Annotated in this window: 14 protein-coding genes; 12 read left to right on the plus strand and 2 right to left on the minus strand. The window is 60.9% G+C overall.

All coding sequences use genetic code 11. The features are described 5' to 3' along the window. Positions 1 to 3: 3 nt before the first annotated feature. The 3 genes from smc to ffh are packed head-to-tail and all read left to right on the plus strand — an operon-like array spanning position 4 to position 5,943. The gene (smc, locus tag DXD94_RS00730) at positions 4 to 3,540 is read left to right on the plus strand and encodes a chromosome segregation protein SMC (protein WP_117762910.1); all 3,537 of its coding nucleotides are present in this window, start codon (positions 4 to 6) and stop codon (positions 3,538 to 3,540) included. Further along, positions 3,540 to 4,457, plus strand: a complete 918-nt coding sequence (gene ftsY, locus DXD94_RS00735) for a signal recognition particle-docking protein FtsY (RefSeq protein WP_117762911.1) — start codon at positions 3,540 to 3,542, stop codon at positions 4,455 to 4,457. Before smc ends, ftsY begins: the two co-directional genes overlap by 1 nt. A 10-nt stretch (positions 4,458 to 4,467) precedes the next feature. Continuing rightward, positions 4,468 to 5,943: a signal recognition particle protein gene (gene ffh / locus DXD94_RS00740; RefSeq protein WP_117762912.1), complete on the plus strand. Its 1,476-nt coding sequence runs from the start codon at positions 4,468 to 4,470 to the stop codon at positions 5,941 to 5,943. A gap of 115 nt (positions 5,944 to 6,058) precedes the next feature. Here ffh and DXD94_RS00745 read toward each other — a convergent pair whose 3' ends face one another. Beyond that, positions 6,059 to 6,823: a NifB/NifX family molybdenum-iron cluster-binding protein gene (locus tag DXD94_RS00745; protein WP_117762913.1), complete on the minus strand. Its 765-nt coding sequence runs from the start codon at positions 6,821 to 6,823 to the stop codon at positions 6,059 to 6,061. Positions 6,824 to 7,032: 209 nt separating this feature from the next. Between DXD94_RS00745 and thyA the strand changes: the two genes are divergently transcribed. The 4 genes from thyA (at position 7,033) to DXD94_RS00765 (ending at position 10,908) form a co-directional block, all read left to right on the plus strand. Then, on the plus strand, positions 7,033 to 7,881 hold the full coding sequence (gene thyA / locus DXD94_RS00750) for a thymidylate synthase (RefSeq protein WP_117735047.1): 849 nt from the start codon (positions 7,033 to 7,035) through the stop codon (positions 7,879 to 7,881). A 9-nt stretch (positions 7,882 to 7,890) separates the two neighbouring features. Then, complete coding sequence (locus DXD94_RS00755; protein ID WP_117735048.1) at positions 7,891 to 8,409, plus strand: dihydrofolate reductase; 519 nt, start codon at positions 7,891 to 7,893, stop codon at positions 8,407 to 8,409. A gap of 109 nt (positions 8,410 to 8,518) precedes the next feature. Beyond that, the gene (locus tag DXD94_RS00760; RefSeq protein WP_117762914.1) at positions 8,519 to 9,433 is read left to right on the plus strand and encodes an RNA methyltransferase; all 915 of its coding nucleotides are present in this window, start codon (positions 8,519 to 8,521) and stop codon (positions 9,431 to 9,433) included. A gap of 125 nt (positions 9,434 to 9,558) precedes the next feature. Continuing rightward, positions 9,559 to 10,908, plus strand: coding sequence for an MATE family efflux transporter (locus DXD94_RS00765; RefSeq protein ID WP_117735050.1), 1,350 nt, complete (start codon positions 9,559 to 9,561; stop codon positions 10,906 to 10,908). Positions 10,909 to 10,940: 32 nt separating this feature from the next. Here DXD94_RS00765 and DXD94_RS00770 read toward each other — a convergent pair whose 3' ends face one another. Next, positions 10,941 to 11,426, minus strand: coding sequence for a cob(I)yrinic acid a,c-diamide adenosyltransferase (locus DXD94_RS00770; protein ID WP_117742829.1), 486 nt, complete (start codon positions 11,424 to 11,426; stop codon positions 10,941 to 10,943). A gap of 91 nt (positions 11,427 to 11,517) precedes the next feature. On the opposite strand from DXD94_RS00770, the gene ftsH reads away from it, so the two are divergent. From ftsH to DXD94_RS00795, 5 genes are all read left to right on the plus strand, one after another. After that, the gene (gene ftsH, locus DXD94_RS00775; RefSeq protein WP_172544932.1) at positions 11,518 to 13,410 is read left to right on the plus strand and encodes an ATP-dependent zinc metalloprotease FtsH; all 1,893 of its coding nucleotides are present in this window, start codon (positions 11,518 to 11,520) and stop codon (positions 13,408 to 13,410) included. An 81-nt stretch (positions 13,411 to 13,491) separates the two neighbouring features. After that, positions 13,492 to 13,947, plus strand: a complete 456-nt coding sequence (locus tag DXD94_RS00780; RefSeq protein WP_117735052.1) for a DUF523 domain-containing protein — start codon at positions 13,492 to 13,494, stop codon at positions 13,945 to 13,947. 563 nt (positions 13,948 to 14,510) lie between these two features. Further along, positions 14,511 to 17,288 (plus strand): isoleucine--tRNA ligase, encoded by a 2,778-nt coding sequence (gene ileS, locus DXD94_RS00785; RefSeq protein ID WP_370448115.1) that lies wholly within the window; start codon positions 14,511 to 14,513, stop codon positions 17,286 to 17,288. 296 nt (positions 17,289 to 17,584) lie between these two features. Then, positions 17,585 to 18,184, plus strand: a complete 600-nt coding sequence (gene lspA, locus DXD94_RS00790; protein ID WP_233540285.1) for a signal peptidase II — start codon at positions 17,585 to 17,587, stop codon at positions 18,182 to 18,184. Continuing rightward, positions 18,184 to 19,197, plus strand: coding sequence for an RluA family pseudouridine synthase (locus DXD94_RS00795; RefSeq protein ID WP_199568319.1), 1,014 nt, complete (start codon positions 18,184 to 18,186; stop codon positions 19,195 to 19,197). The genes lspA and DXD94_RS00795 overlap by 1 nt, the downstream gene beginning before the upstream one ends. Positions 19,198 to 19,229: the final 32 nt, after the last annotated feature.

Below are 19,229 nucleotides of genomic sequence, written 5' to 3' on the forward strand. Positions count from 1 at the left end.
ACCGTGTATCTCAAGTCCCTCACGCTCAAAGGGTTCAAGTCGTTTGCCGACCGCGCCCATATGACGTTTGAGCCGGGCCTGACCGTCATCGTCGGTCCCAATGGCTCGGGAAAATCGAACATCTCCGACTCCATCCTGTGGGTTCTGGGCGAGCAGAGCGCCAAGCAGCTGCGCGGCCAGGCCATGGAGGATGTCATCTTCTCGGGCTCGTCGGCTCGCAAGCCGGTGGGTGTCGCCGAGGTCACGCTGGTGCTCGATAACTCGGACCATGTGCTACCCGTCGATTTTGACGAGGTCGCCATCACCCGTCGCATGTATCGCTCGGGCGAGAGCGAGTACCTCATCAACTCGAGTCCGTGCCGCCTGATGGACATTCAGGACATCCTGCACGATTCGGGCCTGGGTAAGGATACGCATTCCATCATCAGCCAGGGCAAGCTCGATGCCATTTTGCAGAGCCGCCCCGAGGAGCGCCGTGTCCTCATCGAGGAGGCCGCCGGCATCTCCAAGCACAAGCGCCGCAAGGAGCGTGCGCTCAAAAAAATTAAGTCGATGGACGAGCACCTGACGCGTGCCCGCGACATCAATAAGGAAATCGCCCGTCAGCTGCGACCGCTGGAGCGTCAGGTCGATCGCGCGCGCAAGTACAAAGAGCTGTCCTCGCGCGCGAATGAGCTTACGCAGATGCTGGCTGTCGACGAGCTGCGTTCGCTGCAGTCGCAGTGGAACGACTTGGAGAGCCGCTCCAAGGAAGGTGCCGCCGAGCTGGAGCTTGCGCAGTACCGCATGGGCGAAAAGGAGCGCGAGCTCGAGAAGCTCCAGGTTATGCTCGAGGAAAAGGGCCTGTTTGTGGGCGATCTGGGCGAGCAGCGCCGCCATATGCAAGACGTGGTCGGCCGCATTAACTCCGATATGCGCCTGCTCGAGGAAAAGGGCCACAACATGGTGTCGCGCCTGTCCGACATGCGCGGCCAGATTTCGAGCTCCGAGCATCAGCGTCGTCGCGTGGTCGAGGAGCTCGAGGACGCGCGTGCGCAGCTTGAGGAAGTGACTGGTGCGCACATGCAGGCCCAGGAGGACGTTGACGCCGCTGGTCCTGCTGCCGCCGAGCTCCACGAGCGCCGCGTGGCGCTCGACAATCAGATTTCGCAGCTTACGCGTGAGCAACGCGATGTGCAGCGCGTGGCCGATAACGCCGCGCTCGAGCTCGCTAAGGTGAAGGATTCCTTGAGCAATGCCGAGGTCGAGGACAACATGTACGCCTCGCGCCTGGAGCAGATCGATGAACAGCTCGAGGAGGTCACGGCTTCGCTCGAGAGCCGTCGCGACCGCGCCGAGGAGCTTGAGTGCGCTCTTGAGGAAGCGCGCCAGGCTCAGGTCGATGCGCGTGAAGCCACCGAGACGGCACGCGCGGCCCTGAAGGACCTGCGTGCCCGCGAGAGCGAGGCACGCGACAAGTTATCCGAGGTGCGCTCGGAGCTTGCCAGCCAAAAGAAACTCGATGCCCGCATGGCCGACAGCTCGCCGCTCGTGAGCCGCCTGGTGGGTGCGCTGGGCGACGATATCTCGGGTCGTCTGGGCGACGTGCTCGAGGCCCCGCGCGAGCTTGAGGGCCTGGTTGAGCAATTGCTCGCCGGCGATATCGATGCGCTGCTGTTCGACGATACGTCCGCGCTTGAGCGTGCCGGTCGTGCGGCCCTGGACCAGAAGAAGGCCTCGGGCGAGGCGCTGCTGGTAGCGCGCGGCGTGAGCGGTTCTGCGGCCGCCGAGGGTGCTTTCGGTACCCGTCTGGTTGATCGCCTGTCCGTTCGTGCGGGCTACGGTCCTGTTGTCGAGGCTCTGCTCGGCGGCTATTACGTCGTGGACGATCTTGCTGCTGCGCTGTCGGCGCCGGTCGTTGACGGCGTGACTTACGTGACCCCCGATGGCGCCCGCGTCGCCTGCGGCGGCCTGGTGCGCGTGGGCCTCGATGCCGGCGAGGCGTCGGGTGCCTTGGAGCGCAAGCGCCGTATCCGCGAGCTGGAGGGCCTGGAGCCCGATCTGGCTGCCGTGTTTGAGCATGTGTCGGATCAGGTCGTCGAGGCCAATGCGGCCGTTGAGGAAGCGCGTGCCGCCGAGGGCGATGCCGCCGGCGAGATTGCCCGCCTTGAGGGCGAGCGCCGCTCCCTGTTGTCCGAGATCGGCCGTCTGGAGCAAAGCGCCAACAATGCCGAGGTCGAGCACGTGCGTATCTCCAAGCGCCGTCAGCAGGCCGCAGAGGCCGTTCGCGCTGCGCGTCCGCGCGTGGACGAGCTCACTCGTTCGCGTGACGAGGCTCGTGCGCAGGCGAGCGACCTGGGCTTGCAGATTGCCCAGGCCAACGATGAACTTGACCGCGTTCGTCGTGACGATTCCGAGGCTGCTGGCAAGCTCGCCGACGCCAAGGTTCGCCTAGCTCGGACGAGCGAGCGCCTGCGTTCGCTGAAGGGCCGCGTGCCCGACCTGGAGCATCGTCTTGAGGGCATCGACCGTCGTATCCGCGGAACACGCCAGGCTTCGCGCTCGCTCGAGCTGCTGCGCCTGCGCGTCGACCCCATGCACGAACGCTATTCTGCCCTGTTGGAACGCGCGTCGGATTGGGCAGCGCGCCTGCGTGACCAGGCCTCTCTGGAAGAGGCAGACTCCGCTTCGCTCAAGAAGACCATCGAGGATGCCAAGGCAGAGGTTGCCCGCGCTAAGGAGCGGGTCGATACCGCCACCGCCACGCAAAATGAGTTTAAGGTCGCGCGTGGCAAGCTCGAGGTGCAGGTAGAGGCCGCCATTAAGGCCATTACCGCCGATGGCACCACGGTACTCGAGGAAGCGCTCATGCTTCCCGCGCCCATGGACCGCGATGCCGCCGAGCGCGAGCTCAACCAGCTTGTGCGCCAGATCAACAACCTGGGCCCTGTGAACCAAGTTGCCATGGAGGAGTACGAGCAGCTCAAGCACCGCGCCGACTACATCGAGGAGCAGCTGGCCGATCTGGAGAGCGCGCGCAAGGCGCTCACCAAAATCACGGTGGCGATCGACCGCAAGATGCGCAAGGCGTTCCTGGTGACGTTTGAGAAGGTCGACGCGAACTTCCGCGAGATCTTCGCCATGCTCTTCCCGGGCGGTCAGGCTCATCTGGAGATGACCGATCCCGAGCATCCGGCCGAGACGGGCATTGAGGTCGTGGCGCAGCCGCGCGGCAAGCGCATCACCAAGATGATGCTCATGTCGGGCGGCGAGAAGAGTCTGACGGCGCTCGCCCTGCTCTTTGCCGTGTATCGCACGCGCACGGTGCCGTTCTATGTGCTGGACGAGGTTGAGGCGGCGCTTGATGACGCCAACCTGTCCAAGCTCATCGTCGCCCTCGATGTGCTGCGTTCCGATACGCAGCTCTTGGTCATTTCGCATCAGCGCCGTACCATGGAGGACGCTGACGTTCTCTATGGCGTCTCGATGCAAGCCGACGGCGTCAGTCGCGTCGTCTCGCAAAAACTCGATCGCGAAACCGGAAAGGTCGTGAATGCATAATGGGATTCTTTGACGCACTCTCGCGCGGACTTGAGCGCAGCCGTGAGGCCCTCAACGAGGTCTTCTACTTTGGCGGCGAGGTCGACGAGGACTTTTGGGAGGACCTTGAGGACACCCTCGTTATGGGTGACATGGGTGCCGAGGTCGCCATTCAGGTCTCCGATGACCTGCGCGATGCCGCGGCAAAGAAGAACCTCAAGACCGCTCCGCAGCTCCGTCGTGCCCTGGCCGAGCAGCTCGAGCAGCACTTTGTGCCCATCGAGCGCGATCCGTTTTCCGATACTCCAAGCTGCGTGCTGTTTGTGGGCATTAACGGTGCCGGCAAGACCACGACGGTCGGTAAGATCGCGAGCGCCATGGCCGCCCGCGGCAAGAACGTCGTGATCGGTTCGGCCGATACCTTCCGCGCCGCCGCCATCGAGCAGCTCGATGTGTGGGGCCAGCGCGCCGGCGTCCCCGTCATCAAGCGCGACCGCGGCTCCGATCCGGCGAGCGTGTGCTATGACGTGCTCGACGAGGCCGATAAGCGCGGCAGCGACCTGGTGCTGATCGACACCGCCGGTCGTCTGCACACAAGCCCCGAGCTCATGCGAGAGCTTGCCAAGGTGGTTAACGTGACGCGTAAGCGCGCCGCCAATATGGCCACCGGCCCCATGCCCGTCTCGGTTGTCCTCGTGATTGATGCCGCCACCGGTCAGAACGGTCTGAACCAGGCGCTCGAGTTTAACGAGGCGCTGGGTCTGGACGGTATTATCATGACTAAGCTCGATGGCACGGCAAAGGGCGGTATCGCCATGGCCGTGGCTGAGAAGCTCAAGCTCCCGATCCTGCGCATCGGCGTGGGTGAGCAGGTCGATGACTTGCAGGAGTTCAATGCCAAAGATTTCTGCCGCGCCCTGGTGGGCGAGTCCAATTAAGGAGTGACTAGTGTTTGATTCCCTGAGCGATCGCCTCAACGACACATTTGACCGCCTGCGCGGCAAGGGCAAACTGACCGAGGCCGATATCACCTCGGCCATGCGCGACATCCGTATGGCGCTGCTCGAGGCCGACGTCAACTTTAAGGTCGTTAAGGAGTTCGTCGCCAAGACCAAGGAGCGCTGCATGACCGCCGAGGTCATGGAGTCGCTGTCGCCGGCGCAAAACGTCGTCAAGATCGTGCTCGACGAGCTCACCGAGATGCTCGGCTCCACCGAGAGCAAGCTCGTCTTTAGCAACCGTATTCCCAACGTCATTATGCTCGTGGGCCTGCAAGGCTCCGGTAAGACCACGGCGGCTGTTAAGCTGGCCTACCTGCTCAAGAAGCAGGGCCGCTCGCCGCTGCTCGCCGCGTGCGACGTCTACCGCCCTGCCGCTGCCGACCAGTTGGCAACGCTTGGCGGCGAGATCGGCGTGCCGGTCTTCCGCGGTGACGGTGCGCATCCGGTCGACATTGCCACGGGCGCCATCCAGGAGGCCGTCGACCACCTGCGCGACGTGGTCATCGTCGATACCGCCGGTCGCCTGCAGATCGATGAGCAGATGATGAAGGAGGCCGTGGACATCAAGAAAGCCGTCAAGCCCGATCAGGTGCTGATGGTCGTCGATGCCATGACCGGCCAGGATATCGTCAACGTGGTCTCGACCTTTGCCGAGCGCACCGACTTTGACGGTGTGATCATCTCCAAGCTCGACGGCGATGCCCGTGGCGGCGGCGCGCTTTCCGTGCGCCAGGTGACCGGCAAGCCCATCAAGTTTGTGAGCATGGGCGAGAAGCCCGATTCGCTGGAGCCGTTCTATCCCGATCGCATGGCCAAGCGTATTTTGGGCATGGGCGACGTCGTCGGCATCATCGAGAAGGCCCAGGAGGCAGCCGATGCCGAGCAGCTCGAGGCTGCCGAGCGCATGCTGCGCGAGGGCTTCACCATGAACGATATGCTCGACCAGATGAAGGCCGTTAAGAAGATGGGCGGCATGAAGGGCATTCTGGCCATGCTTCCCGGTGGCCAGCGCGCGCTCAACCAGATGGGCGGCAACCTGGACGAGGGCATCTTCGATAAGAACGAGGCCATCATCATGTCGATGACCAAGGAGGAGCGCCTGCGTCCCTCCATCATCAACGGTCAGCGCCGTGCCCGCATTGCCAAGGGAGCTGGCGTAACCCCAACCGAGGTCAATAGCCTTATGAAGCAGTGGGGCGAGATGAACAAGATGATGGGCCGCATGCGCACGATGGCCAATCAGGCACAGGCCGGCGGCAAGAAGGGCAAAAAGGGTAAGAAGGGCAAAAAGATGCGCATGCCCAATATTCCCGGCCTGGATGCCATGGGCCTGGGCGGCATGGGCGGCCTGGGAACGGGCGGCCCCAAGTCCGATATGGATCTGCTGCGCCAGATGGAAGCGCAGATGCGTAATAAAAAATAGCGACTGGCTGAGTCGTGTATGGCGAAGGCCGCCCGGATGGTATTCCAGGCGGCCTTCGTCGTTGGTGCGTTATTTGTTGTGTGAGCAGGCACGTGATGGCATCGATTGCCTGCCGCTAGTGGCAGCCGCAGCCCTCATGGCCCTCGTGCTCGTGATGGCCGTGGCAGCCGCAGGACTCGCCATGCTCATGGGAATGCTCGTGATCATGGCCGTGGCAGCCGCACGTGGCCTCGCCGTTCTGTGCGAGCGTGCCAGCGATAAGGGCTTCGACGCACGCATCGCAGCTGCCCTGGGCTCCCGCATAGACGGTGATGCCGGCTTGAGCAAGCGCGTTGATAGCGCCACCGCCGATGCCGCCGCAGATGAGCGTGTCGACGCCGCCGTTGGCGAGCAGACCCGCCAGCGCGCCATGACCGGTGCCACCGGTGCCCACGACCTGCTCGTCGATCACCTCGCCGTCCTGGATGTCGTAGATCTTGAACTGCTCGCTGCGGCCAAAGTGCATAAAGATGTTGCCGTTGTCGTACGTCGTTGCCACCCTCATAGTGTCAACCTCCTTTGCTGGCCATGCGGCCGTCGTCGTGGTAATGGGGGAGTACGCGATGTTGCCACCTTCGATGATAAGTGCTCGCCCGTTGACCAGCGCGTTTGCTACCTTGCGATGCGCGCGGCTGCAGATGGCCGCCACGGTGGCACGAGCGATGCCCATGTGTTGGGCGACAGCCTCCTGATTGAGGCCTTCCAGGTCGCACAGCCGCAGCACCTCGAGCTCGTCGACCGTCATGTCGATGGCGTCTCCGCTGGCAAGGCCATCGGGGGTAAAGCCGCGGTATTCGGGGATGATCCCGACGCGGCGCAGTTTCTCGCGTCTTCCTGCCATACACTCTCCAAATCTGACATATGTCAAAAATAGGATAGCGCACCTGCGGACCAGCGCAAGGCATTTTTGGCATATGTCAGAAAAAGGCAAAGCCGTTGCGACTGAGAGTGAGCTGCCGTGCATTGCGTGTGCCAGCCCAAGTGTCCCATCCGATGCTGTGCGCCTGGGCTACAATAAAAATTGCTTATAGGCGACTGACAGGAGGGTCAATGAGCAAAGCTGATCAACAGTTTGTAGCCATGTGTCGCGATATCTTGGACCATGGCACCACCACCGAGGGCCAAAAGGTCCGTCCGGTGTGGGAGGACGGCACCCCTGCCTATACCATTAAAAACTTTGGCGTTACGGCGCGCTACGACCTGCGCGAGGAGTTCCCCGCGCTCACGCTGCGCCGCACGGCGCTTAAGTCTGCCATGGACGAGATCCTGTGGATCTATCAAAAGAAGTCCAATAACGTCCATGACCTCCACAGCCATATTTGGGACGAGTGGGCTGACGAGACCGGCTCCATCGGTAAGGCCTACGGATACCAGATTGGCCAGAAGAGCCATTATGCCGAGGGCGACTTTGACCAGATGGACCGCGTGCTGTACGACCTTAAGCATACGCCGTATAGCCGTCGCATCATGACGAACACCTATGTGTTCAGCGACCTGTCCGAGATGCACCTGTATCCGTGCGCCTACAGCGTGACATATAACGTGACGCAGCGCCCGCAGGATGACAAACCGACGCTCAACATGATTCTCAACCAGCGCAGCCAGGACATTTTGGCCGCGAACAACTGGAACGTGTGCCAGTACGCCATTCTGCTCATGATGGTTGCGCAGTCCGTCGATATGATTCCCGGCGAGCTGCTGCATGTGATTGCCGATGCCCACATTTACGACCGCCATGTCGATATCGTCCGCGAGCTTATCGAGCGTCCGCAGTTTGCGGCGCCTAAGGTTTCGCTCAATCCCGACGTGCACGATTTCTACGCGTTTACGACCGACGACCTGATCGTCGAGGGCTACGAGCACGGCCCGCAAGTCAAGAACATTCCTATTGCGGTGTAGGTGGCGCTTATGACGTGTAAGCTTTCTGCCATCGTCGCCGTGTGTGACGACTGGGGCATTGGCTGCGAGGGCGACATGGTAGTGTCCAATCGCGCCGACATGCGCCATTTTGTGGCGTGCACCAAGGGCTGTCCGGTCATTATGGGGCGCAAGACGCTGCTGAGTTTTCCCGGGGGGCGTCCGCTCAAGAACCGCCGCAATATCGTGCTCACGCGCGACGTGGACTTTGCTCCCGTGGACGTCGATGTGGTGCATAGTATTGATGAGGCGCTCGCTGCGGTTGCCGATGAGCCCGTTGCGTGGGTGATCGGTGGCGGCGATGTCTATCGGCAGTTTTTGCCGTATTGCGCAGAGGCCGAGGTCACGCACAACCATTGCGTGCATGTCGTGGATACGTACTTTCCCGATTTGGGAACCGATCCTGCGTGGGAGATTGCGCAGCGTAGCGGGGTCGCAACGATTGCCGCCGGTGAGGGTGACGAGGGCGTCGATTATGAGTTCGTGACGTATCGTCGCATCGAGGCGTAAAACCGATTATCCCTTCGGTATTATCGGGATGAAATGAATGACGGGGCGGCGCATGGCGTTGCCCCGATATTTGTATAGGTGCTGCAAAGAAAGGTGCGGGCTGGCTACTATGACTGATGCCGTTGAGGTGCTTCGAATCGATTCGCTCGAGGACGAGCGGCTCGATGCCTACGTGCGACTGACGGAGCGTGAGCTACGTTGCGTGCTGGAGCCGCAAAAGGGCATCTTTATCGCAGAGAGCGCCAAGGTCATCGAGCGTGCGGTACGCGCCGGCTACGACCCGGTGAGTTTTCTTTTGGGCGAGCGCTGGCTCGATCAGATGATGCCGCTGTTTGGGCGTCTGGCCGTTCGCGACGGTGAGGGCCCGGTTCCCGTGTTTGTTGCCTCGATGGAGCTCATGGAGCAGCTGACGGGCTTTAATGTGACGCGCGGCGCGCTGGCGGCTTTTCGTCGCCCGCGGCAGATTCCGGTCGATGAGTTTCTCGGCGGCGTCGCTGAGGCGGCAGGGGAGCGTCCGGTGCGCGTGTGCGTGCTTGAGGGCATTGTTGACCATACCAATGTGGGCGCGATTTTCCGCTCGGCTGCCGCATTGAATGTTGACGGAATTTTGGTCAGCCCTACGTGCTGCGATCCGCTGTATCGTCGTTCCGCCCGTGTGAGCATGGGCACGGTGTTTCAGGTGCCGTGGACTCGTATTGGCAGCGAGGCGCGCGTATGGCCGCATGATGGCCTGGCGGCGCTGCACAATGCCGGGTTTTCCTGTGCCGCCATGGCGCTGACGGACGACTCCGTTTCGCTGGACGACCCTGCGCTGCGCGAGATTGACCGTCTGGCGATCTTTATGGGCACCGAGGGTGCTGGCTTGGGCGCCAAGACCATTGCCGGCTGCGACCGAGCCGTGCGCATTCCGATGGCGCACGGGGTCGATTCGCTCAACGTTGCTGCGGCGAGCGCCGTCGCCTTTTGGCAGCTGTGCCCGCACGTGAGCAACGAGTATCACTACCAGCCGGGTTTGTATCACTAGGCAGATATTCCGCACCGCGCTCTGATTCGGGGCGTTTCGGTAGCCGCCAGTCGGTGCTAAGCTGGTTTTGACTTTGGTTTTAAATTGCTAATTTGTTGTTTGACGTATACGAGTGGGGAGGGCGTGTGGCTAAGAAATCTACGGCTATCGATGTAACGCAAGGTGTCATTTGGCAGCAATTGCTGTCGCTGTGCGTTCCCATCTTTTTTAGTTCGTTTTTCCAGCAGGCTTACACGCTTATCGGCACCTATATCGTCGGTCAGTTTGGCGGCAAGCTTGCGCTGGGCGGCATTCAAGCCACGATGGTGCTCACGGAGCTCTGCATTGGTTTTTGCGTTGGCGTTGGCGCCGGTTGCGCCGTTATCACGGGGCAGTTTTTTGGCCAGCACGATGACGAGCGCTTGAGCCGTTCGATCCATACAGCCATGACGCTTGCGCTCGTGGGCGGTATCGTCGTTTCCATTCTTGGCATAGTGCTTGTCGAGCCCATGCTCGTTTTGATGAATACGCCGCACGAGCTTCTCGCCGAGGGCGTAGCCTATGCTCGCTGCTATTTTGCCGCCATGTTTGCGGCGCTGCTGCTCAATATGGGCACCGCGCTGCTGCGTGCCGTGGGCGATACGCGTGGCCCTGCCGTGATTATTGCTTCCGGCTGCCTCGTGAACGTGGTGCTCGATATCATTTTTGTTGCCGTGCTGCATTTGGAGGCCTTGGGTTGCGGCATCGCGGTGGCACTGACCATTTGCTCTAATGCCACGATGATTGTGATTCGCATGATGCGTGCTCCGGGCGCATGGCGTTTGTCGATATCCAAGCTCGGCATCGATCGCGGTATTTGCAAGAGCATGCTTTCGTGCGGTTTGCCGCTGGGTTTTCAATCGGCGGCGTATTCGATTTCCAACGTTCTGATTCAGGTATCGGTCAACTCGTTTGGTGCCGATGTTACGACGGCGTGGGGTCTTTCGGGCCGTCTCGACGGCATCATCTGGATGGTGACCGAGGCGCTCGGCGTATCCATCACCACGTTCTCGGCGCAGAACTTTGGCGCGCGCAATTACGAGCGCATGCGCAAGGGCTACCACACGTCGCTCGTGCTGTCGTTTTTGCTCATCGGCGGTCTGTCCGGTGTACTGTTGGTGTTCTCGGGTCCCCTGTCGCGCCTGTTTGTCGATGATGCTTCGATTTCGGGCTACACCACGACCATCATCCATTTCATTGCACCGTTCTACGCGATCTTCTCGATTATCGAGAACGCGTCGGGCTCCATCCGCGGCGCCGGCGTGAGTCTGCAGCCTATGATGCTCACCATCTTTGGTACGGTTGTGCTCAGGGTGATCTGGGTGTTTGCAATCATGCCCTTCGATCCGTCGCTCGAGCACCTGCTGCTGGTCTATCCCGTAACCTGGCTCATCACGGCCACGATGTTCACCATCTACCACCACAGCGGCAACTGGCTAGGCCGCGCCACCGCCTAGCCGGCAGAAAGGGAACGTCCCTAAGTGCCGAATTAGTATTCGATGCCTTGGCGGGCTAGGAGGCCTTCGTCGAAGTAGTGTTTGACAGGGCGCATTTCGGTTACCAGATCGGCAAGGTCGGCGAGGGGCAGCAAGCCTCGGCCGGTCAGTACGAGCTCCGTGGTGTCGGGCTTCATCGCGATCAGCGCTTCGACATCTTTGCGCGTCACAAAGCCCCGCCGCATGGCTTCTCCCAGCTCATCCAAGATCAACACGTCGACCTGGCTAATCTGCTCGCGCGCCAGCTCTATGATTTGTGCGGCACAGGCTTCGGGCGTGTCGCGGTCGGCTTGTACGATGCGCAGACCCAAACGGGGCGCCGCATCATGCTCGGCGCAGTGCAGCTTCTTCGCAAACTGCAGCATAAGCACGTTAAGTCCGTAGCCCGTCGCGCGCAAGGCGAGCCCCAACGCAGCCGTTGTCTTGCCCTTGCCGTCGCCCGTATAGATTTGAACCTTGCCGACTTCCAGTGATGCCATCTCTGTCCTTTCGTGCCCGGCGTCGGTTTATCGCCGTCCGGGTTGGGTATTCTAAAAACATTATCAACCCCAGTAGATGGAGTTCAAGCAGATGGAGATGGATGACAACAAACGTAGACGGAATATGATCCTCTACGTGCTCATCGCCTTCGTCGTCTACCTCGTGCTCTCGACCGTTCTGTTCCCCAACATCGGTCACACGCAGCAGATTACGAAGACCGATTACTCGACGTTTGTCAAAGCGCTCGATAAGAAGAGCGTTGACAAGGTCGAGTACAACACGGACGATTACTCGATTTATTACACCAAGAAGGGCGAGGACGAGAACATCGCCTACAAGACGACCGGTGTTCCGAATGACGCGGGCTTTACCGATCGCGTGCTTGAATCTGGCGCCTCGCTTGAGTCGGTCGTACCCGATAAAAACTCGGGTTTGATGACCTACTACCTGCTCACCCTCATTCTTCCCATGGCGATTTTCTTCCTGATTGGCTGGTGGCTCAACCGCCGCATGAAGAAGGCCATGGGCGATGACGGTCCGTCGATGAACTTTGGCGGCGGCGGTTTTGGCGGCGGCGGACTGGGTAAGTCCGGCGCGCGCGTGATCGCCTCCAAGGACGTGGGCGTGACCTTTAAGGACGTCGCCGGCCAGGAAGAGGCCAAGGAGTCCCTCAAGGAGGTCGTCGACTTTCTGGAGAAGCCGCAGCGCTACGAGGAGATCGGCGCCAAGCTGCCGCGCGGCGCTCTTCTTGTTGGCCCTCCGGGTACCGGTAAGACCCTGCTTGCCAAGGCTGTTGCCGGCGAGGCGGGCGTGCCGTTCTTTAGCATTTCGGGCTCTGAGTTCGTTGAGATGTTTGTTGGTCGCGGCGCTGCTAAGGTGCGTGACCTGTTTAAGCAGGCCAAGGAAAAGGCCCCGTGTATCGTCTTTATCGATGAGATCGATACCATCGGTAAGAAGCGCGATGGCGGCGGCTTTAGCGGCAACGACGAGCGCGAGCAGACGCTCAACCAGCTGCTGACCGAGATGGACGGCTTCGATAACCACAAGGGTATTGTCGTCCTTGCTGCCACCAACCGCCCCGACAGCCTCGATCCGGCCCTGCTGCGCCCCGGCCGTTTTGACCGCCGCATTCCCGTCGAGCTGCCCGACCTGACCGGCCGCAAGAACATCCTCGAGCTCCACGCCAAGAGTGTGAAGACCCAGCCACCGATTGATCTGACCGCGATTGCCCGCGCTACGCCCGGTGCCTCGGGCGCCGACCTGGCCAATATCATCAACGAGGGCGCCCTGCGCGCCGTTCGCGAGGGTCGAAAGCGTGCAACCCAGGACGACTTCGAGGAGTCGGTGGAGGTTGTTATCGCCGGCCAGCAGCGTAAGTCCACGGTGCTTTCCGACCACGAGAAGCAGGTTGTTTCCTACCACGAGATTGGCCATGCCATTGTCGCTGCCCGCCAAAAGGGCTCTGCCCCGGTCACCAAGATCACCATCGTGCCGCGCACGAGCGGTGCTCTTGGCTATACCATGCAGGTCGAGGAGGACGAGCGTTTTCTGACCACGCGCCAGGAGGTGCTCGACAAGCTCGCTGTCTACTGCGGCGGACGTGCTGCCGAGGAGCTCATCTTTGGTGAGATGACGACCGGCGCGGCCAACGATATCGAGCAGGCCACCAAGCTCGCCCGCAACATGGTGACGCGTTTTGGTATGTCCGATGAGTTTGGCATGATGGCGCTCGGTACCGTTCAGAACGCGTACCTCAACCAGGACACGTCGCTCACTTGCGCCCCCGGTACGGCTGAGCGCGTGGACGCGATTGTCGCCAAGCTGATCGAGGATGCGCATGATCGCGCCCTGCAGATCCTCAAGGAGAACAAGTTTAAGCTTCACGAGCTGGCTCGTTATCTGTACAAGAAGGAGACGATTACGGGTGAGGAGTTCATGAACCTCCTCACGCGTGAGAATCCGCTGATGCCAAAGCAGCAGTAAAGCCGCGGCCGAGCCAGTGATCGCCGACGCCCCATTTGAGCAGCTTTCTCAAATGGGGCGTTTTGCTTGAGAGGGATGGAAATGAAGATCGTGGTGAGCGCCTGCTTGATGGGCGAGAACTGTAAATATAACGGGCTTGACAATTACCATCGCAAGCTGGTCGAGGCTTGCGAACGTACGGGGACCGAGGTCCTGCTGGTGTGCCCCGAGGTTTTTGGCGGTCTGCCTACGCCGCGCAAGCCGTCCGAGATTGTGGACGGTGAGGTCCGCACCTGCGAGGGCACCTCGGTCGATCGCGAGTTTCGCCTGGGTGCTCAACGCGCGCTCGATATGTGCGAGCACTTTGGCGGCCCGTCCGAGATCGCTACGTGCGTCCTTCAGGACCGTAGCCCCTCGTGCGGCGCGGGCCGCATCTACGATGGTACATTCAGCGGCGCACTCACTGCGGGTAACGGCGTTTTCGTCGACCTGCTCTTGCGCAATGGGTACCGTGTTATCCCAGCGAGTGAATTTGATCCCAGCTTGCTGGAGCAATAAAAAACCACCACAAAGGTGCCTGTCCCCCTTGTGGTGGTTTTGGTAGGTTAGGCGAGGAGTGTGTGACCGTAGGCGTTGGCCGCCCGGTATTTTGCTCCAAGAGAAAGTCCACAGCCGCGAGATTTTTCGAACGTATAAAACCAGTGTTGAGGGTTTTTTGCCGGCGTTGACCGTGCTACTATACAGCGCATAAGCGTTGATGGGGACGAGTAGTCGGCCATCCGCATGCTACAGAGAGCGGGGAGCGCTGAGAACCCGTGCATGCGACCGATGAAAATCACCCCGGAGCTGCGGTCCCAACGGACGCGCCGCACAGGCACGTCTTAGTAGACATCGCCGAGATGGTCGTCGATACAGGCCAGCCGAGTAACGGATGCGAGCGCGTGGCGACGCGGGCGAGGGCATCTAAGCTGGGTGGTTAAGCGAAGAGCTTTTACGGGCAGTCTGCCCGTTTTGTGGCGCTTCGTCCCAGCTTGTAGGGACGGGCGCTATTTTTGGTGCCCAGAGGGCGTGTGCGCCCACGACATGAAAGGGGTACCGTGGCAAACGAGTACAAGCAGACGATGAATCTGCCCAAAACCGGATTTCCCATGCGTGCCGGTCTTTCCAAGTCCGAGCCCAAGCGACTCAAGGACTGGCAGGACAACAAGGTCTACGAGCAGGTTTTGAAAAAGAACGAGGGTCACAAGAAATTCGTGCTGCACGACGGCCCTCCGTACGCCAACGGCCCGATCCACATCGGCCACGCCATGAACAAGATCTCTAAGGACATGATCAACCGTTACTGGATGATGCAGGGCTGCGAAGTTCCCTATGTCCCCGGTTGGGACTGCCACGGTCAGCCGATTGAGCACAAGGTCGAGGAGAAGCTCGGCACCGAGAAGTTCAACCAGACCTCCACGGCTAAGATTCGCGAGCTTTGCAACAAGTTCGCTGTCGAGAACATCGAGTTGCAGAAGGCCGGCTTCCGTCGCCTGGGCGTGCTTGGCGACTGGGACAACCCGTATCTGACGCTTTATCACCAGCACGATGCCGCCGACATCGAGGTCTTCAAGGCCATGTTCGACAAAGGCATGATCTATCGCGGCCACAAGCCGGTTCACTGGTGCAAGCATTGCCATACCGCGCTGGCCGAGGCCGAGATCGAGTACTCCGACGAGACGAGCCCCTCCATCTTCGTCCGCTTTGAGATGACTTCCAAGCCCGCTGGCCTCGAGAGCTTCGATGGCCCGGTTGACTTTATCGTCTGGACGACCACGCCGTGGACCATCCCCTCCGATCAGGCAGTTTCCCTAAAGCCCGGTGCCGCCTACGTCGCCGTTGAGCACGACGGCCGCGCCGAGGTCATGCTCGAGGACCTGGCTCCCAAGTGCTGCGAGGAGTTTGGCTGGGAGTACACCCCGGTCACGGTCGACGGCAAGCCCTATGTGGTTCCCGCCGAGACCTTCCACCACATCCACTACAAGCAGCCGATCTTTGACGGTGTTGAGGGCGTGGCGCTGCTGGCCGATTACGTCGGTGTCGATGACGGTACCGGTATTGTCCACAACTCGCCCGGCCACGGTGTCGACGACTACTTTGCCTGCCTCAAGGAGGGCATCACCGACATCTGCATGCCGGTCGACGACGACGGTAAGTTCTACACCGGCGAGGAGTTTGGCACCGGTGGTCCCTTCAGCGGTATGGACACCGACGAGGCTAACCCGCACATCATCGAGTTCCTGCGCGAGCGCGGCACCCTGGTCCTCGAGAAGAAGATCACGCACAGCTATCCGCACTGCTGGCGCTGCAAGCATCCGGTGCTTTTCCGTGCTACCGACCAGTGGTTTGTCTCGATGGACAAGACCGGTCTGCGCGAGCAGGCTGGCAAGGAGGTCCGCGAGAACGTCAAGTGGTATCCGGCCCACGCCGCCAACCGCATTGGCGCCATGGTCGAGCAACGCCCCGACTGGTGCATCAGCCGTCAGCGCAACTGGGGCGTGCCGATCCCCAGCTACACGTGCGCCGACTGCGGCGAGAAGGTCATGAACGACGCCACGCTCGACGCCGTCATCAAGCTCTTCCACGAGAAGGGCTCCGATGCTTGGTTCACCGACGCTCCCGAGAGCTATCTGGGCGAGGCCTGCGTCTGCCCCAAGTGCGGCGGCCATCACCTCAAGGCCGATAAGGACATCCTCGACGTATGGTGGGACTCCGGCGTGTCTTGGAAGGCCGTCTGCGAGTATCGTCCCGAGCTGGAGTACCCGGCGGACGTCTACCTCGAGGGTTCCGACCAACACCGCGGTTGGTTCCAGAGCTCGCTGCTCACCTCGGTGGGTGCCAACGGCCATGCTCCGTACAAGGCGGTCGTCTCGCAGGGCTTTACCCTCGACGGCCAGGGCCGCAAGATGTCCAAGTCGCTCGGCAACGTCATCGACCCCAACAAGGTCTGCGACGAGATGGGCGCCGACATCATCCGTCTGTGGGTTGCCTCCGTCGACACCAGCTCCGACGTCTCCATCGACCACGAGATTCTCGCTCGTACGTCCGATGCCTACCGTCGTTTCCGTAACACGCTGCGCTTCTTGCTCTCCGAGCTCGAGGGCCAGTTTGAGCCCGAGACCGACGGCGTCGCCTTTGCCGACCTGCTGCCGCTCGACAAGCTCATGGTCGCCCGTCTGACCCAGGTCCAGGCCGAGGTCGACGACGCCTACGCTAGCTACGAGTTCCCGCGCGCCTACCGTGCGCTCTACGACTTTGTGGTTACCGAGCTTTCCAACGTGTACCTTGACGCCCTGAAGGACCGTCTGTACTGCGACAAGCCCGGCTCGCTCGAGCGTCGCAGCGCCCAGACCGTGCTGGCCGAGCTCTTCTCGATGCTCATGCGCGACCTGCAGCCGATCCTGTCCTACACCGTCGACGAGGCCATGGCCTATGCGCCTGCTGGCTGCGTCGATCACCAGAAGTACGCTGCGCTGCTCGATTGGTACAAGTCGCCCATCACGGTCGACGAGGCCAACGAGTTTGAGGGCGTGCTTGAGGCTTCGCTCGAGCTCCGTGGCGCCGTGACCAAGGCCCTTGAGGATGCCCGCTCCGCCGGCACCTTCACCAAGAGCCAGCAGGTCCGCGTCAAGGCGGTCGTTCCCGCCGAGATGTATGCGCTGCTGACCGGTGATAAGGCTGTCGACTTGGCCGAGTTCTACATCGTCTCCGATGTTGAGCTGACCCAGGGCGAGGAGCTTTCCGTTGCCATCGAGGCTGCCGAAGGCGAGTGCTGCGACCGTTGCTGGAACTACCGCACCACGGTCGGCGAGTACAACGGCCACGCGCACATCTGCAAGCGTTGTGCAGAGGCCCTGTAGGTTACGGCGTTTTACCAAACGCCGTAACCGGCCGACGCTGCGCGGGCCGCATTTGGACAATCTGCCGTTCAATTTCAAGGGCGCGACCGAAAGGTCAGCGCCCTTTCATTTCGCGGCACCTTGTCTCAAATGCAGCCCGCTCGCTGATTTTTGTTCTACCTGCGGTGTTTTAATGATGTGACAAAGGGACTGTCCCTTTGTCACATTGGTGGATATGTCGTGCGGTTTGCGTATGGCAATATAAGATGGTTACTTGCACAGAACGTAACTTGAGCTTTTGAGGGTAGGGGATTGATTTGGGTCGTACTGCGGATATGGCGCCGTCTTTGCGTTGGCGGCTGGGTATTGCTGGTGGGGTGGCGCTGGTTGTGCTACTTGTTGACCAGCTGACCAAGCTTGCGGTTCGTGCCGTGGGCGATGCCCTGCATATGACCGTTATCCCTGGCGTGATCGATTTTGTGTTTGTTCGCAATATCGGAGCTGCGTTTAGCATGGGCGAGGGCCATGGCGTTGCGTTCGCTATGCTGGCGCTTGCGGTCATTGCCGCCATTGCCGTGTACTTGGTTCGTGCGCCTCATCTTGCTCGCCTGGAGGTCGTTGGTATGGCTATGGTCGCGGGCGGTGCCGTCGGCAACGTGATCGACCGTCTCGCCTTTGGGTTCGTGACCGATTTTATTGCCACCACCTTCATCGATTTCCCCGTCTTTAACGTTGCCGATATCGGCATTACGGTCGGTGTCGTGCTGGCGCTCATCGGCTACATGTTCTTGAGCCCCGCCGCTCGCGAGGTCGATGCGACCGCCGAGCTCAACGCCCGTGATGAGGCCCGCGCCAAGCGCAAAGCCAAGCAGCGTGGGGAGCGTGCCCGCAAGATTCGCGATAGGAATGAGCGATAATGGCCGACATTCATATTCTTGTTGCCGACGATGCTACTGGTCAGCGTCTTGATGCCTATCTGGGTGCCAATGACGGCTGCCCTACGCGCTCTGCCTGCGCGCATCTGATCGAGGGCGGTGCCGTTGCCGTCAACGGCGAGACCTGTCTCTCCAAAAAGTACGCCGTGCGAGCCGGCGACCGCATTTCGGTCGATTTGCTCGAGCCGCACGACCCGGCCGACGTGATTCCCGAGGCCATTCCCATCGATATTCGCTACGAGGACGACTATCTCATTGTGCTCTCCAAGCAGCGCGGCCTGGTGTGCCATCCTGCGCATGGTCATGAGAGCGGTACGCTCGCGAATGCCCTGGTCTATCACTGCGGCATCGACCATCTGGGCACCGTGCAGGGCGAGGATCGCCCCGGCATCGTGCATCGCCTGGATCGCGACACTTCGGGCCTTATGCTTGCGGCGAAGGACGACGACACCCAGCGCGCGCTCCAAAATCTTATCCGTACGCGCACGCTCGACCGCCGCTATATTACGCTCGTTCACGGACATATCGCTATGGATGAGGGCACCATTAACACCGGCATTGCCCGTTCTACGCGTGACCGTGTCAAGATGGCGGTTTCGGACGATCCTTTCGCGCGTCAGGCCATTACGACCTTTAAGGTCCTCGAGCGCTTCGATTCCACGCGTTTTGACGACGGCTATACGCTCGTCGAGTGCCACCTGTTTACGGGCCGCACGCATCAGATACGCGTGCATATGCGCCATATCAACCACGCCTGCGTGGGCGATCCGCTCTACGGCAAGTGCGATGCACACGCCGATCAGGGTTTGACCAGGCAATTCCTTCATTCCTGGCGCGTCGCATTCGACCATCCCGTGACGGGGGAGCGCATTGAGTGCCGCGACGAGCTGCCGTGGGATCTAGCTGCGGTTCTTGACGACCTGGCCCCGCGCTCGCTTGGTCGCACCACTGCCGGCGACGAGATCGTTCCTCAGCTCGGTCTTCTCGAAGCCTAGTCGGTATTAGGTGGTTTCTTGAACGCCCCTAG

This window comes from Collinsella sp. TM10-22 (genome assembly GCF_003466125.1).
Taxonomy (GTDB): Bacteria; Actinomycetota; Coriobacteriia; order Coriobacteriales; family Coriobacteriaceae; genus Collinsella.

Excerpts from the sequence above, each read along its gene's own strand:
- DXD94_RS00760 (WP_117762914.1), top strand. The coding sequence starts at position 8,519 with ATGACTGATGCCGTTGAGGTGCTTCGAATCGATTCGCTCGAGGACGAG.
- DXD94_RS00770 (WP_117742829.1), bottom strand. The coding sequence starts at position 11,426 with ATGGCATCACTGGAAGTCGGCAAGGTTCAAATCTATACGGGCGACGGC.
- ileS (WP_370448115.1), top strand. The coding sequence starts at position 14,511 with ATGAATCTGCCCAAAACCGGATTTCCCATGCGTGCCGGTCTTTCCAAG.
- ftsY (WP_117762911.1), top strand. The coding sequence starts at position 3,540 with ATGGGATTCTTTGACGCACTCTCGCGCGGACTTGAGCGCAGCCGTGAG.
- DXD94_RS00780 (WP_117735052.1), top strand. The coding sequence starts at position 13,492 with ATGAAGATCGTGGTGAGCGCCTGCTTGATGGGCGAGAACTGTAAATAT.
- DXD94_RS00755 (WP_117735048.1), top strand. The coding sequence starts at position 7,891 with ATGACGTGTAAGCTTTCTGCCATCGTCGCCGTGTGTGACGACTGGGGC.
- DXD94_RS00795 (WP_199568319.1), top strand. The coding sequence starts at position 18,184 with ATGGCCGACATTCATATTCTTGTTGCCGACGATGCTACTGGTCAGCGT.
- thyA (WP_117735047.1), top strand. The coding sequence starts at position 7,033 with ATGAGCAAAGCTGATCAACAGTTTGTAGCCATGTGTCGCGATATCTTG.
- DXD94_RS00745 (WP_117762913.1), bottom strand. The coding sequence starts at position 6,823 with ATGGCAGGAAGACGCGAGAAACTGCGCCGCGTCGGGATCATCCCCGAA.
- ftsH (WP_172544932.1), top strand. The coding sequence starts at position 11,518 with ATGGAGATGGATGACAACAAACGTAGACGGAATATGATCCTCTACGTG.